12 protein-coding genes and 1 pseudogene are annotated in these 13,953 nt (G+C 59.3%); 6 read left to right on the top strand and 7 right to left on the bottom strand.

All coding sequences use genetic code 11. From position 1 onward, the window contains the following. Nucleotides 1–115: 115 nt before the first annotated feature. The gene (locus ACN8ZM_RS40170; RefSeq protein WP_420213432.1) at nucleotides 116–571 is read left to right on the top strand and encodes a hypothetical protein; all 456 of its coding nucleotides are present in this window, start codon (nucleotides 116–118) and stop codon (nucleotides 569–571) included. 200 nt (nucleotides 572–771) lie between these two features. On the opposite strand, the gene ACN8ZM_RS40165 is transcribed toward ACN8ZM_RS40170, so the two are convergent. Beyond that, complete coding sequence (locus tag ACN8ZM_RS40165; protein ID WP_420213431.1) at nucleotides 772–957, bottom strand: hypothetical protein; 186 nt, start codon at nucleotides 955–957, stop codon at nucleotides 772–774. A gap of 5 nt (nucleotides 958–962) precedes the next feature. Next, nucleotides 963–1,754 carry a hypothetical protein gene (locus ACN8ZM_RS40160; protein WP_420213430.1) on the bottom strand — a complete coding sequence of 264 codons (792 nt, stop codon included), beginning with the start codon at nucleotides 1,752–1,754 and terminating at the stop codon, nucleotides 963–965. A 582-nt stretch (nucleotides 1,755–2,336) separates the two neighbouring features. On the opposite strand from ACN8ZM_RS40160, the gene ACN8ZM_RS40155 reads away from it, so the two are divergent. The 5 genes from ACN8ZM_RS40155 to ACN8ZM_RS40135 all read left to right on the top strand — a co-directional run bounded on the left by ACN8ZM_RS40155 (nucleotide 2,337) and on the right by ACN8ZM_RS40135 (nucleotide 7,133). Continuing rightward, nucleotides 2,337–3,008: an AAA family ATPase gene (locus tag ACN8ZM_RS40155; RefSeq protein WP_420213429.1), complete on the top strand. Its 672-nt coding sequence runs from the start codon at nucleotides 2,337–2,339 to the stop codon at nucleotides 3,006–3,008. Then, nucleotides 3,008–3,973, top strand: coding sequence for a ParB/RepB/Spo0J family partition protein (locus ACN8ZM_RS40150; protein WP_420213428.1), 966 nt, complete (start codon nucleotides 3,008–3,010; stop codon nucleotides 3,971–3,973). The genes ACN8ZM_RS40155 and ACN8ZM_RS40150 overlap by 1 nt, the downstream gene beginning before the upstream one ends. Nucleotides 3,974–5,031: 1,058 nt before the next feature. Next, entirely contained in the window at nucleotides 5,032–6,258 is a 1,227-nt protein-coding gene (locus ACN8ZM_RS40145) for a replication initiation protein (protein ID WP_420213427.1), read from the top strand. A 168-nt stretch (nucleotides 6,259–6,426) separates the two neighbouring features. Continuing rightward, the gene (locus tag ACN8ZM_RS40140) at nucleotides 6,427–6,795 is read left to right on the top strand and encodes a tlde1 domain-containing protein (protein ID WP_420213426.1); all 369 of its coding nucleotides are present in this window, start codon (nucleotides 6,427–6,429) and stop codon (nucleotides 6,793–6,795) included. Next, nucleotides 6,792–7,133: a hypothetical protein gene (locus tag ACN8ZM_RS40135; RefSeq protein WP_420213425.1), complete on the top strand. Its 342-nt coding sequence runs from the start codon at nucleotides 6,792–6,794 to the stop codon at nucleotides 7,131–7,133. Before ACN8ZM_RS40140 ends, ACN8ZM_RS40135 begins: the two co-directional genes overlap by 4 nt. A gap of 292 nt (nucleotides 7,134–7,425) precedes the next feature. Here ACN8ZM_RS40135 and ACN8ZM_RS40130 read toward each other — a convergent pair. From ACN8ZM_RS40130 to ACN8ZM_RS40110, 5 genes and pseudogenes are all read right to left on the bottom strand, one after another. After that, nucleotides 7,426–9,456 (bottom strand): annotated as a pseudogene (locus tag ACN8ZM_RS40130) (error-prone DNA polymerase); the annotation flags it as partial. A gap of 132 nt (nucleotides 9,457–9,588) precedes the next feature. After that, a complete protein-coding gene (locus ACN8ZM_RS40125; RefSeq protein ID WP_007180433.1) occupies nucleotides 9,589–10,161 on the bottom strand; it encodes a hypothetical protein in 573 nt (190 codons plus the stop codon). 76 nt (nucleotides 10,162–10,237) lie between these two features. After that, complete coding sequence (locus ACN8ZM_RS40120) at nucleotides 10,238–10,501, bottom strand: hypothetical protein (protein ID WP_007180432.1); 264 nt, start codon at nucleotides 10,499–10,501, stop codon at nucleotides 10,238–10,240. After that, nucleotides 10,498–10,860, bottom strand: a complete 363-nt coding sequence (locus ACN8ZM_RS40115; protein WP_156903410.1) for a hypothetical protein — start codon at nucleotides 10,858–10,860, stop codon at nucleotides 10,498–10,500. Before ACN8ZM_RS40115 ends, ACN8ZM_RS40120 begins: the two co-directional genes overlap by 4 nt. Then, nucleotides 10,857–13,883 carry a Tn3 family transposase gene (locus ACN8ZM_RS40110; RefSeq protein WP_007181927.1) on the bottom strand — a complete coding sequence of 1,009 codons (3,027 nt, stop codon included), beginning with the start codon at nucleotides 13,881–13,883 and terminating at the stop codon, nucleotides 10,857–10,859. Before ACN8ZM_RS40110 ends, ACN8ZM_RS40115 begins: the two co-directional genes overlap by 4 nt. Nucleotides 13,884–13,953 lie beyond the last annotated feature (70 nt).

Genomic DNA, 13,953 nt, shown 5'->3' with positions numbered 1-13,953 from the left:
CAAAAAGTGTCACACCTGATAAGCCTAGTTATCAGAAGTGACACTTTTGCACCCGACTCGACGACTGAAATTCCGTGCTGTATAAAGATATATCTCCATAGAGCACGGTTGGACCATGCCCTTCTTCACGCCAGCCGATCACGACGACGCCGTGCAGGCCATGCTCGCGCACCCGGAGATCGGCAGCCGCCACCTGCGCGGCCTGATGAGCGGCATCAAGCGCCGCGCCCGGGCACGCGCGGTGATCGCGTTCGTGCAGGCGATCGCCCCGCCCCCGCCCGACGTGACGATCACCACGACGCGGCAGCTGATGCGCGTGCTGTTCGGCCACGCGGTCTCGGTCAACGACCTGCATCGCCACTTCGCCACGCCGGGGCGCCGGGCGGACGACCGGGCCGACCCCGAGGCGCTCGCCGTCTGGCTGGAGCTTCACCGGGAACGGCTGGCAGCGGACGCCGAGGCCCGGATGATCGAGCTGGAAATCGCCTGGCAGGCGTTCACGGCCGCGGCCGCCGAGGCGGCCGGCGAGATCCGCACCGCCAGCCGACCGGAACGGCGCGGCGACGCCTGAGGGTCCACGTCCAGTGGCGGACCAGGCGCAATGCCGCTTAGAGATATATCTTGATACAGCACCGAATAGCCCATGAAAAACCCGGCCGGAGCCGGGTTCGGGATGCGTTTGCATCGATCATGCGGGCTGTCTTCTCACGCCGATAATGAGCGTTCGGGTATTGAACGCGGACAAAAAACGGGCCGACCGGCCCGTCCTGGTTAGATCTCTTTGCGCCATTCCGGCAGCTCCGGCGTCACCCGCGTGCTCGGCCGGCGGGCCGCCGCTCGCAGTTGCGCTTTGCCGGTCGCCGTCAGCGGCGCCGGCTTCTTCTGACGCTGCGTCACGCGCACGACGACCTTCACCGCGGCCGTCGTTGACGCGGTTTTCTTCAGCGGTTTCGTCACGTGGCTCATATCAACCCCTTGTCCAGCAGATAGTCTAGCAGCTTTGTCCACGACCGGCTGTCGGCACCGAGGTCAAATTCCATCAGCCGCTGCGAGCCGTGGTCGGCCCACCACGTCGGGTCGACCTCTAGCAGATCCTGCACGGTCTGGCAGGCGGCGAACGCAGGGACGCCCTGCTCGGCCGCATCGAGAGGCGCGTCGAAACCGAGCTTGGGCCAGTACCGGTAGCCGATCATATGCGGGTCGTACCCCTGCCCTCCCCCTGCGATCAGCGTGATTCGACGATAGCCCAGGCGGTGTGCGGTCATTGCACACAGGGCGAAGGCGACGGTGCCGAGCCAGTCCGGCGCCTGGTGCCGCAGAAACAGGTGATCAATGTGCAACGCATGCACGGTTCCGGGCTCCTGGGCGTCCTCCGCGTCATCGTCGCCGTCGCTGAGATACAACGATATTCCATCGTCCGCGTCCCGGTACACGCCGATCCGGTTCTTGTGGGGGTGCTGCAGGATGGCCGGCTGGACCGAGGTGAAGTACACGCCCGGCGGCGCCTCGTCGGGCCCTACCCCGTACTGGGCCTGCTCGTGGACGCGCGCGTCCGTAAAGATCATCAGCAGCTGCGCATACTCGGCGCTGGTGAGTTCCATGTCGTCGAACTCGACGAGGGTCGCAGCATCGAACACGGTGCCGTCCTGCCGGAACGCACCCGATAGAAACTGCTTGGCGAGGACAGACCCCTTCAGCCGATCATAGGCATCCTCCAAGACGCGATCGAAGAAGTCAGTGCGGGGCAGAGCCATGGTGTTAGCGGGAAGCGAAAATATTCGATTCTAGCGGACAGCCCAGACGGAGCGCCATTCATTGGGCTTGCGCGGGCTGAAGTCCGGTAAAAACATCGGCCACTTCTCCACGCTAAGCTGGCGTCGGTGCTGGAGGCCAGGCCGGAGTAGCGGATCTTTACCGGTATGGCTATAGGAATTCTGAGCGTGCATTACGTTAGCGCGACGTCGCTCACCGTCAGACGAGAATCTTGGCTCGAGCCAAGATGGATCGATTGCGACGGGCTCAGGCCAAAGTCTTCACTTCTGCGCGCCCTATTCGCCCTGGTTCCGGGAGCTTAAATTGTGCCGCCTTTCCCCCTGCCACCAGACCTTGGCTCGAGCCAAGTCCATCGAAAGTCAAGTCATCGGCACGGACCTTTCGTGCATCGACCGGGGAATCTTGGCGCGAGCCAAGATCGTCCGAGTTCATTCAATTTGAGTTTGTTGTTTGTCGGCAACAAATTAGCAAAAACAAGAAATCATTGCGTAATTATTTGACATGTTTTGGCTGACGAATAACAATCCGACTGTCAATACTTCGACGCTTCGAATGGAGAGAAAATGGTCATTACGATTGGGGCGGAAAAAGGCGGTGTCGCTAAGACGCGGCTAGCAACACACATCGCAGCCTTAGCTGCATCGGAAGGCGTTGATGTCGTTCTCCTCGACACGGATAAGCAGGGATCTGCGATGAGTTGGTCGCGAATTCGGAATGAGGAAGGTGTTACGCCTGCAATTCCGGTGCTTGCTCTGCCGGCAAATCCGGCGCGGGAGCTAGCGAATCTGGCAAACAAATACACCCTCGTTGTTGTGGACATCGGCGCTCAGAACTATCGAACGATGCTCGAGTGCGCACTCCTGTCAGATCTCGTTCTTGTGCCATGTGGCGCGGATCAGCAAGAAGTCGAGTCGACTTTGAATGTATTTTCGACCCTGAAAGACATGGGGCCTCGGCATGAAAGCGGTGATATCCCCGCATACGTGGTGCTGACCCGGGTTTCGCCGATCGAAGGGTCTAAGGCGACTGCCGACCTCCGCTCCTATTTCGAGAGCGAGGAAATTCGACTTTTCGACGCACAAATCCCCCAACGAGCAGCCTGGCTTGCCACCGGAAAAACGGGCAGGGCAGTTCATGAATTGAAGGGCCGTGACCGGTCGAAGAAAGCCATTGACGAGATGGAGGCTGTCTACAGGGAGATCCTCGTGCGCATCAATGGCGGGGAGAAAGAATAATGGCTACTTTTCGAAAAAAGGTCGTGGCGGCCGACCGAGTCGCTGCAGTCGAGGATGCTGCCTCGGCGGCACCAATCGTGGGTGATCCTCGCATGACGCCCGCGGCGGTAGCCAGCGCCCTGCCTAAAGGGAGCGATCTTGGCTCGAGCCAAGGTCCGGCCAAATACGAGGTAGGTCAGGTCTATGACGTTCCGATCGGGAAAATAAAATCAAATCCGTTCAATCCGCGCGTCGTATATACGGCTTCAGCAGTTTCTGAGATGGCTGCTTCACTGGTGGCTCGTGGACAGGGTATGTCGGCAATTGGGTACGCCAATGGGGAGGGGGATGTCGTGCTCATTGAAGGCGAAACTCGTCTTCGCGGGGCCCGTGCGGCAGGGCTGCCCACGTTGCGGCTCGAAATTCGTCCAAAGCCGGCGAGCGACCGGGAACTGTATGAGGAAGCCCGTGCCGCGAACGTCGAGCGTCGAGATCAAAGCCCGCTGGATGATGCGATCAAATGGAAGGAATTGATTGCAAAGAAGATTTATCCGACGCAGGCAGCCTTGGCCAAGGCACTCAACCTCGGGGAAGACCACGTGAGCAGAACCATGTCGCTCGCTCAATTGCCGAGCAAGGTCGTTCACACTGTTGCCGAGTATCCAGAGCTCCTGTCTCTCAAAATGCTGAACGCAATTCGAGAATTCTGGGATGTGAAAGGGGAGGAGGAGACCCTCGACCTGATCGCCGAGGCTGCCAAAAGTGGCATGGGCTACCGCGATGTTGCGGCTCGACGTCAAGCGGCCGCGAAAGGGACGGTTAAGCGGCCTCGGTCGACTCGCGAGCAGCTGACGTTCCGCGGAGCGAAAGGGGAGTTTAAATCGTTCGAAGAAGACGGGCGGATTGAGCTGAAGCTGAAAGGCTTAGCTCCAGAGATTGCGCAAGAGATCAGCGAGAAGATCTTGGCGTTGTTTCCGAAAGAATAGTGTGGCCGCGACTGCTGGTGGCCGATGCCGGCGGTGGACGTCTCTGCTTCTGTCGCTGGCGCGCGGCGTGCCCCAGGTTTGATGGGTGGGGCAGTTTCATAGAAGCACAACACCTGTGGGTGCCTTTAAAAGACAACCCCTTTAAAACCTTTAGATCCGCGAGAGCCTTATTCAGTAAGGGTTTTGGGAAGGATTGGTCATGCTTTATGGGGCGAAAGGTCAGGGTTTATGGGGCGTTGCGGTCATGCTTTATGGGGGAAGGTCATGCTTTGTGGGGTCTCGTGACCTTGCCTTAAAAGAACGATGCAACTGTTTGATTTACAACAGTTTTTTTCTGGAGCCAAGCAAGGGATGTCGAGGACTGGTCGTACTTTGTGGGGCGTAAGGTCGTTATTTGTGGGGCGTGTACGCGGGGTACGACGGCGGCACCTGTTTATCGAAGCTTAAAGGTCATGGTTTGTGGGGGGAGAGGCGAACCGTGAGTGAGTAGATACTTCCTTGTAAGCCCATGAAATTAAACGAAAATATTCTGCGTCTTTGGAAAGGTCATCTTTTGTGGGGCGTCGTCCGTCCACTCTCGGTCCCCGAAAGGTCATGGTTTGTGGGGAGGTTCCACCGTGGCTAAATCCCTTGTCCTCGAGGTCGTGGTTTATGGGGAATGGAAATATGCGATGTAGTCGGGAGTGCTGCGGCGTGTAGGTCGGGTGGCCGGGCCCGGTACTTCGGTGGGCTCGAGGCTTAAAAGTCATGGTTTGTGGGGCCTCGATGCTTCTTAGTGGCCTGTTGGCATGACCGGTCATGCAGAAAGGTCGGGGTTTATGGGGTGTACCTGTAGGTCGCTATGATTTCGGGGCAGGCAAAGGTCATGGTCTATGGGGAACGGTCGTCAACGAAAGGTCATGGTTTATGGGGCTGGGCCGTCAGTGAGACTCGGGAGGTCATGGTTTGTGGGGCGATGGAAAAGTCGTGGTTTGTGGGGGGATATTTAAAGGTCATCCTCGATGACTTGCGAACATGACTTTTGCGACCTAGAATGCTCCTCAAACTATGAGGACCGTATGGCGGTAGCAAAACAAAAATCCGGTAGCGCACTGATTGCCAATGTGCCGTCGAGCGAGCTTCGCAAGCACGTCGGTACGGTGCATGTCGGGGGCGACCTTGGATTGCTAGGGCGGAAGTTGTCGAATGTCCTTTTGTTGAACGCCTACGACAACCTGCTGAAGAAGGCAGTTCATGAGATTCCTGTCGGGATCATGAGCGAGATGCTTGGGTTCGACAGCAAGAATACGACCGCACTCAAAGAGGCTCTAAAGAAGATCTCCACCACACCGATCGAGTTCGATATTTTGCACGCGGCAGGAGATGAGGAGTGGGGCGTTACAACGCTCCTGAGCTCGGCAAACATTCGGAATGGGATCGTCACATACGAGTACAGCAGCACACTTGCGAACAAACTCGCAAACCCTGAGATCTACCTGCTCATCAACATCAACGTCCAGAAGCAGTTCAGTGGCGCTTATGCCCTCGCTCTCTACGAGAACTGCTTGCGATTCAAACGCACAGGGTCGACAGGTTGGATATCAGTCGATATCTGGCGAAAGCTTCTTGGTGCTGAAGCGTCAACGTACGATGAATTCAAGCACTTCAATTCGGAAGTGATCAAAAAGGCCGTGAAAGAAGTGAACACGGTATCGAACATTCTCATCACACCAGAGTACGAACGACAGAATCGTCGCGTCGCTAAAATCCGTTTCCTGGTCGAGGACAATCCTCAGCGATCGATGTACGACGAGAGCGATAGTGAGGAGCAGGCAGCGATCCGTGATTCGGAGACTTATCGTCGGCTCGTGAAGCTTGGGATCTCTGGTCGGCTCGCCGTCGACTGGATCCAGCATGATCCGGATCGAGCAACCAAGACTGCCCATTATGTTGAGCAGCAAATTCGCAACAAGAAGATCAAAAAGAATGCTGGCGGGTACGCGCGCACCGTTTTCGAAGGTGGGGGGGACATCGAGACAGTAGAGGTTATTGAGGAATCGGCGCGGCGGGCGCAGAAGGCTGTGATCGACGAAGCGGAGGCTGCGGCAGATGCAAGGTCGAAGCTGATCGCAACTGCGATTCGTGGCCTGTCAGCGGACGAGCGGAGTGAGTTTGTGCGCCAATATGCAGCGTCTGGGGGAGCCGTCGGGTCGTATATCGAAGCAGAGGGGGCGTTTAAGAACGTTCTTGAGAAAACGGCGTTCACCGCATGGCTTGCGGGTAGGATCGGCGAAACGCTTGCCTAAATGTCCGGCACGCTAGCTTTCGCTAGCGTCGTGCAAACACAACTCCTGTGACGTCGTCGGCAGTGTATCGAGCAACTCGGACTTTTCGAACGGTTGCTCTTGACATGAGCGGCCGCGATAATAGGCAGGCCGTCTGAGAGCGGCCATCAAAAACAGGAGAAAATACCTATGCCGTGGCAATACAGCCAAAGCACCGGGCAGTTAACGCAAGGCACCGGTCCCGTCGTCGGGCGGGGTTATTCTGGCCGTGGGGCGGGGCAAAACAATCCGCAAATGCAGAACCAAGTTGGCATGGGGCCCATCCCGACCGGCTCGTATTCGATCGGAGCGCCTTTCCATCATCACCATGCGGGCGGTTACGCGATGCGCCTGAGACCCAATGCCGGTACCGATACACAGCATCGTTCCGGTTTCATGATCCACGGCGACAGCACAGCTCATCCGGGGCAGGCGTCGGACGGCTGTATCGTCCTAGACCGTCGCGTCCGTGAACGGATCTGGAGTAGTGGTGATCGTCAAATTAATGTCGTGCCATGAAGCGCCTTTTCCTCAGCTTGATTCTAGCCGTGCCGCTGGCCTGTTTCGCCAAGGCTCCCGCATGCGCCAGTTGGCCGACCAAGATGGCGATCTCGAGCCTGAAGAATGCCGGCATCACCGATCCGACGAAGCTGGATGAGTCCAAGACCAAGGCGGTATTGTTGGTCTCGGAAAAGACGGGCAAGGATCTGTATCGCCAGATCTACGACATTACGTTCTTCGAGAAGTCTGGCGCAAAGATTCAGGTCATCACCAACAGCGAAGCATCGTCAAGCGAGTGCTCGATGAGCGGTGTTGACGTGTATGTTGTGTCTCAGAAAATCGACGGTGGCCAATAGCGCTACGGACCCTACGCGTCGCGAGAATGGCTCGGCATTCGCCGCCTCGTGACGCGACTGCCGATCCTACGCTGTCATTGGTATATGTCGCGGCACCTCGAGCACGGCTCCTGCCGTCGCGTTTCGCAAATAGGATGGCGCCCCCCTTCTTGGAGACATAGGGCGGGTCAAGAGGAGGGGAGTAAATTCTGGGACTGTGAGAATGTAGACGGTTAGTTGCGTTTTAGTTTTGAGCGGACAGCCCTCAAACAGTCACGGTTCCCCACCTGATCCGCAAGCGCCTTGTCCACGTTCAGCAAAACTCCCGCGCTGTCGTCGGCAGCGCGCCGAGCAGTTCGGTCCGGTCTACAAGCTTGCTGGCGATCAGGTGGCGCACCTTGCCCTCGGCCTGCCACACCCCATAGACGGCCAGTAGCGACGCACCGAGCGCTTCCTTGCGGTATTTCTCCAGCAGACCCGGCCACAGGATCACGTTGACCTGGCCGGTCTCGTCCTCGAGCGTCATGAACAGGACGCCATTCGCCGTGCCTGGCCGCTGCCGCACCGTGACCAATCCGCACGCGCGCGCGAGCTGCCCGCTACGCAGCGCCGCAAGCTGTTCCGCAGACTGCAGGCGATCGAGCGCCAGTCGATCACGCAGCAGCGCCAGCGGATGCCGACCGAGCGTGAAGCCCATCGCGCGATAGTCAGTCACGATCTCCTTGCCTTCGGAGGCCTGCGCCAACGCCGGCACCGCGTCGTCGCGTTCCGTGCCGCGAAGGAGATCCCGATCGGGCACAGCAGCGGCCGCCAACCAGAGCGCCGCACGGCGATTGCCGCCGGCGAGCGAACGTAGCGCGTTCGCGCGCGCGAGCACCTGCAGGTCGTGCCGATCGAGCTGCGCTCGCCGCGCGAGATCCGCCACGTCGACGAACGGCCGCGCAGCGCGCGCGAGCTCGACACGGCCGGCGACGTCCTCGCGCATGCCGCGCAACAGTGAGAGGCCGAGCCGCACGGGCGCCGACGTCGACGGCCCTTCGATCGCTGAATCCCATGTGCTCACGTTGACGTCGACGGGCAGCACTTCAACGCCGCGGCGTCGCGCGTCCTGCAGCAACTGCGAGGGGGTATAGAAGCCCATCGGCTGGCTGTTGAGCAGGGCGGCCAGGAACACGGCCGGTTCGTGTCGACGCAGCCATGCGCTCGAGTAGACGAGCAGCGCAAAGCTGGCCGCGTGGCTCTCCGGGAATCCGTACTCGCCGAAGCCCTTGATCTGCGCGAAGATCGACTCGGCGAACTCGCGGTCGTAGCCGCGCTCGAGCATGCCGTTCACGAGACGTTCGTGGTACGGCTCCAGTCCACCCTTACGCTTCCATGCCGCCATCGCGCGGCGTAGCTGGTCGGCCTCACCGGCAGAGAAGCCGGCCGCCAACATCGCGACCTGCATCACCTGCTCCTGGAAAATCGGCACGCCGAGCGTCCGCGCCAGTGCCTTCTCCATGCCTTCCGACGGAAACGTGACCGGCTCCAGCCCTTGGCGCCGGCGCAGAAACGGATGCACCATCCCGCCTTGCACCGGGCCTGGCCGCACGATCGCGACTTCGATCACCAGGTCGTAGAAGCACTGCGGCCGCAGGCGCGGCAGCATCGACATCTGCGCGCGCGATTCCACCTGGAAGACACCCATGCTGTCGCCGTCGCACAGCATGTCGTAGGTCGCCTTGTCCTCGGCCGGAATGTCCTGCAGCTCGAATGTCTCGCCGCGCTTTTCCGAGATCATGTCGAGCGCGCGGCGCACCATCGACAACATGCCGAGCGCCAGGACGTCGATTTTCAGGATACCGAGCGCCTCGATGTCGTCCTTGTCCCACTGGATGATCGAGCGATCCTCCATCGCTGCGTTCTCGACCGGTACGAGCCGCGTGAGCTTGCCGCGGCTGATCACGAAGCCGCCCGAGTGCTGCGACAGGTGCCGTGGGTAGCCGAGCAGCTGCGCGGCGAATCCGGCCCACTGCTGGTTAAGCGGTGCTTCGGGATCGAGGCCGGCCTCGGCAAACCGCTGCAGCAGATCGGCGCGCGAATCGAACCAGTGGTGCTGCTTGGCCACGCGATCGACGATCGTCGGATCCACGCCGAGCGCCTTGCCGGCCTCCCGCAACGCGCTGCGCGGCCGGTACGTCGTGACGGCGGCCGTCAGCGCCGCGCGATCGCGACCGTACTTGCCGTAGATGTACTGCATGACGATTTCCCTACGGTCATGTTCGAAGTCGACGTCGATATCAGGGGGTTCGGCCCTATTTTTTGAAACAAATCGCTCAAAGAGCATGTTGGAGCGGGACGGGGATCTACGCCGGAACCCCAGAAAATTCCGTCGTTCCACATTGTGAACATTAATCGGCTTATTCCAGCCGAAGAATGTTGGAGCGACGTCCGGTGAGTGACATGACGGTCTCGGTCACACGGACCATCAGGACCGTTACGCGGGGCCCAGTTCGATTACATTGTGGGACAGGTCGAGACAATCTTCGCAGTCCCGGCAAACCCAGTGCAGCATCGGCCCGACCGGATCTGGATGGTCGCTGAACGTTGTCAGCGCCGCGTCGTACTGAGCATCGGACGTGCTCGAGCGCAGTATCCGCTCGAGATTAGACTCGATGCTGTCCAGGCTGCATTCACCGATGCCGGACTTGAACACCGTCACACCGCCTGACGGGTTGACCGCGAAGAAGAAAAACGCCTTCGTGTCGACCATGTGCGACAGGATTGTCCTGGCGATGAAGTTGCTCGGATTGATCAGCGCATTGAAGATGCGGTAGCCGTAAAACTCTAAGCCGAAGTGTACGACCTCGAAGTCGTCGGTGCCGCGTATCGAGTGGCCAAAGTTGAAACCGCTGCGTGTTACGTCGTTCGGAATGTCATCCACCGGCCGCAGTGCCAGGCAAGCATAGTGCGTCTGGCCCTCGGCCACGAGTCCCATCGCAAAGCAGGGCGCGCGCTCGGCCAGCAAGGCCTCGACAAAATTCCGGTTCATGCGGAGCGTTGGCAGCATCGGGCATCCTTCATCGTGAATCAAATCAACATTTGCCGACCTGGCTGTGCGGTGCGTCGACGTCGAACATCAAAGGCTATACATCGTCGAGCTCGAACAGCGCGCGATCGGCGGGCCGCGACAGATAATCGTCCATCATCGCGCGGAAATCGGCTTCATCCCACTCGCCGCGATCGACACGCCGCAGCAACGCCTCGCCGGCCAGCATGATCTTTCGCTCGCGATCCGCGCGCGTTTGCTTGACCTGCTGGCGCTGCGCCTTAGCTGCCGCTTTGCGGGCTGTTTTCAGCTCCTGCAGCTTTTCGTCTGTCGCATCGAGACGACGTTTCAGCATGTTCATTCTGGCGTCCTGTTCGAAGAAGCGGTTTGCGCGGGAAACCGGCGCGCCGGCGTGCGCCGGTTCGTTACATTCGCGCCGTACTGTCGCGCCCAGGTGCGTACCGAGGGAGCGATATCGACTAACGTCGGCGGCATGTTCGGCAACACATCCATCGTCCAGCCACCCAGCCGCTTTGGCGCAATATACGCCGGTCGCCAGCTGCCGTCGGCCAGGATATCGATCACGAACAGCGACGTGCCGACGCTCAGTCGCCAGGTGTTGACCACGGCTGGGGGTAAAGGATTACCTGGTTGTGGCATCGTATTCCACCGTAACAGGAATAAGGGATTCCAAGCCAGAACCGCCGAAAATTCGATCACTCCAATTCGAGCCCTGCAATGAGCGCGTCCAGGTCGATTTTGTTGTCGCTTTGAAAAGTGTAGTGCCCGTTCAAAAGGATATGCCGCCAGGCTGCCGGTGATATCTGCGTAAGCCGCGCCAGCGCCTTGGCGTTGCCACTGGCCTCCCATTTCGTCAGTAGATGCGACAGAATCGCCGAGTTGTAAAAAATGATGACGTTGGCGATCAGCCGGGCGCACTGGTTGCTGATCTCGATTTCGATGTCGGTGCGGCCGGTCAATTCCTTCTTGCCGCCGACCTGGGCGATGGTCGAACGAAGCTGATGGTAAGACTCGAGGCGGTTTTGGGAGCGATGCACGTTTCGCTCGAGCTGCGGGTCGCGCAGGTAACGCAACGTGTAGATGGTACGAATGAGCTTATCGAACTCAAAAATCGCGCGACGTGTCGGGTTTTCCTGCGAGTACGTACATAGTTTGCGGATCAGCGAGCCCTGCGTGATCTCTTTGAGGCCCAGCGTGGCGACGATCTGATCGATATTTGTCTTCTCACTGGTGATGAGCTGCCGATCGATTTGTCCGATCGGCTGAATCAGGCATTTCTCGTACAGCGCCGGGTCGTCGATACAATACAATTCCTGCAACTGGTCATCGAGGTTTGTGAAGCGAGGCTCGAAGCGCAACCCGAACCAATACAGGATAGCGAAGTTGGCTTTGTTGATGCTGTGCATGTCGCCGGTGATCGCAGTCGGCACTATATCCGACGTGTTGCGATACCAGATGTCGAACACGTGATGCGCCTCGTACTCGTGCGCGCCGATTAGGTAGCCGTTCAACGGGACATGATTGCACAGCAGCGTGTAGGCGACGACGCCTTTGCCTCGTCCGAAGTATTTGCGCGAGTAACGCGCCTTCACGGTCGGTCGCTCGACGCCGAATTTCTGCCCATCGACGGCGCTGTACAGCGCATCGAGATCGAACGAGTAGTACGGGAAGATCGGCAGCGCGGCGATGGCGTTGCTGATGCAGTCGTTGGCCGCATGCAGCGTCGCCTGACGCAGATACTGCTGGTAGGTGCTATCCAGAACGTGGTACGGAATGTCGCTGGTGCGCGCCATGACATGGTTGCCATGGTTCATTGCCTGAGCGATGATAACCGCCATCAGGCTATCGGCGTCCGCTACCTTCTTCGCGTAGCGCGGCTGCAATGGCGTCAGCGCCGACAGGAACTGGCACTGGCCGTTGACGAAGCGGAACACGTCGGCAACATCGCAGAATGGCAGTTGCTCGTAGAATGCCTGCTCACGCACCTTCTGGTTCTCGGTTTTCGGTTTGCGCCAAATCAGCTTCTGCGTATCCTTGTCGTATTCCAGGTGCGTAAGCTTGCCCTGTTTCAGCTCTCGGTTGAAGGCCAGCCATTGTGCATGCAACTCGGCCGCTAACGCATCGAGTTGGGCATCGATTGGCTGCTGCAGGAACGGGATCTCCATCTGCGCCAGCGCGTCGGCCTTCTCGTTCATCGAAACAAGCTCGTCGGAGAAGTGACGATGTTGCAGACTGTCGTCGAGATAGATCTCTCCCGACTGGAAGCGCTTCCGGATCTGGCGGTACAACCAGAATTCGTAGCGATCGGCGTGCAAACCGGTCGGCTGACCATCAGCGCCGAAGATCAGCAGGTACGGTCGCAGGCGCTTCGGCAGCGTGGCCGCGGGACATTCGGCGAGCGGTCGTTGTGACAGGCGCTGCTGTTTGGCGAAGGCCCCCTTGACCCAAGCCAGCGCCGCGAGCCACGGGTTGTCTGGGGAGGTGCCGACGAAGTCGAGCTCGACGTACAAGGGGCGCAGGTGACGGCGAATACGTTTGGCTAGGCCGTCCACCGCCAACCAGTGTAGTGCCAGTTGACTCAGCGGCTTGACCGTCATGCGTTGCGCCGTGTTTTGTAGCACATCTTTGGCCATGATTTTATAGGCGCGCTGACGCACCTCGCCGAACGGCGTCGGATCGGCTACGCTGTCGTCCACATAGAGCGACAACAGGCGGCCGATCTGCGGCGTTTCCCGATGGCGTTTTACTTGCTCGGCGATGAGTGACTGTTTCGCGCCCGCGCTGCTTTCTTCCTCGAGCTGCTTCATGTGGAAGGCCATCGCATCGACCAGGTTGTCGGTGAGCTGTCGGAAGCGCACCCAGGCGTAACACAGCAGGTAGAGCTGCGCCTGATCCGCCTTCAGGTTGCGCAGGTCGTGGACGGTATAGAAGTTCGCCAGGCTTGCGTAGTACAGCACGTTCTGCTGCGAGATATCCAGCCGGGGCAGCAGCGTCCTGGCGATTTCGTGCAACGGCTGCAGCGTGCCGCGCTTTTCGCGTTCGCGGACCATCTGACGCCAGCCGAAATTCTTGGCATCCTGTTTCAGCGCCGCCAGTTTCGACAGAGTATCATCGCGCACCAGAAGTTGGTCTAGCGCGGTTTGGGTCAATTCGTCCAATACGCCGGTGAGCAGGTCGCCCAGCCGCCGACGTTCGACGGACAGGGCTTCGCTGACTAGCTCTTGCAAGGTCGTGTAGCCGGGCCGGATCATCTTGTGCTCATTGAGCCACACGATGAGCTCGGCGGCGACGAATCCCGGTGTCACGTCGCGACGTACGATCTGCGCGGCCTGCTGCATGAGTTGCGGCAGGAAGGCGGCCACCCACGGTCGATAGCCGTACAGTTCAGCGATCTGTTCGCGCTGGGCGTAGTACTCGTGCCGGGTGATCGGCTTGCGTTCGAACGGCTCGCCGTGGAAATAGCGGCTCAACACGAAATCGTAATCGTCCTCAACCTCGTCCCAATCGAAGCGGAAGAAGGCGTGCTTGGACTTGAAGTAGCCAATCTGCAAGATGCAATAGACCTGCGCGGGTATGGAGGGCCGGCTACTGGCGAGCGCCAGTTCGGATTCGGTCAATGCCAGGTATTCCAGCCGCTGCGCATCGTCGAAATCAGGCAGGCCATACAGGGCTTCCTGTTCGGCGTCGGAAAAGACGCTGAGCAGCTTATTCTTGTTGATCATCGACCATCCTCTCCACGCAACGTCAGATCCTTCAATTTTGTGATATCACGACATGGGGTACGACAGAAAT

Origin of the sequence: Burkholderia aenigmatica, assembly GCF_048627025.1 — a bacterium.
Classification (GTDB): Bacteria; Pseudomonadota; Gammaproteobacteria; order Burkholderiales; family Burkholderiaceae; genus Burkholderia; species Burkholderia aenigmatica.
This window is presented reverse-complemented; position numbering and strand designations above follow the sequence as displayed.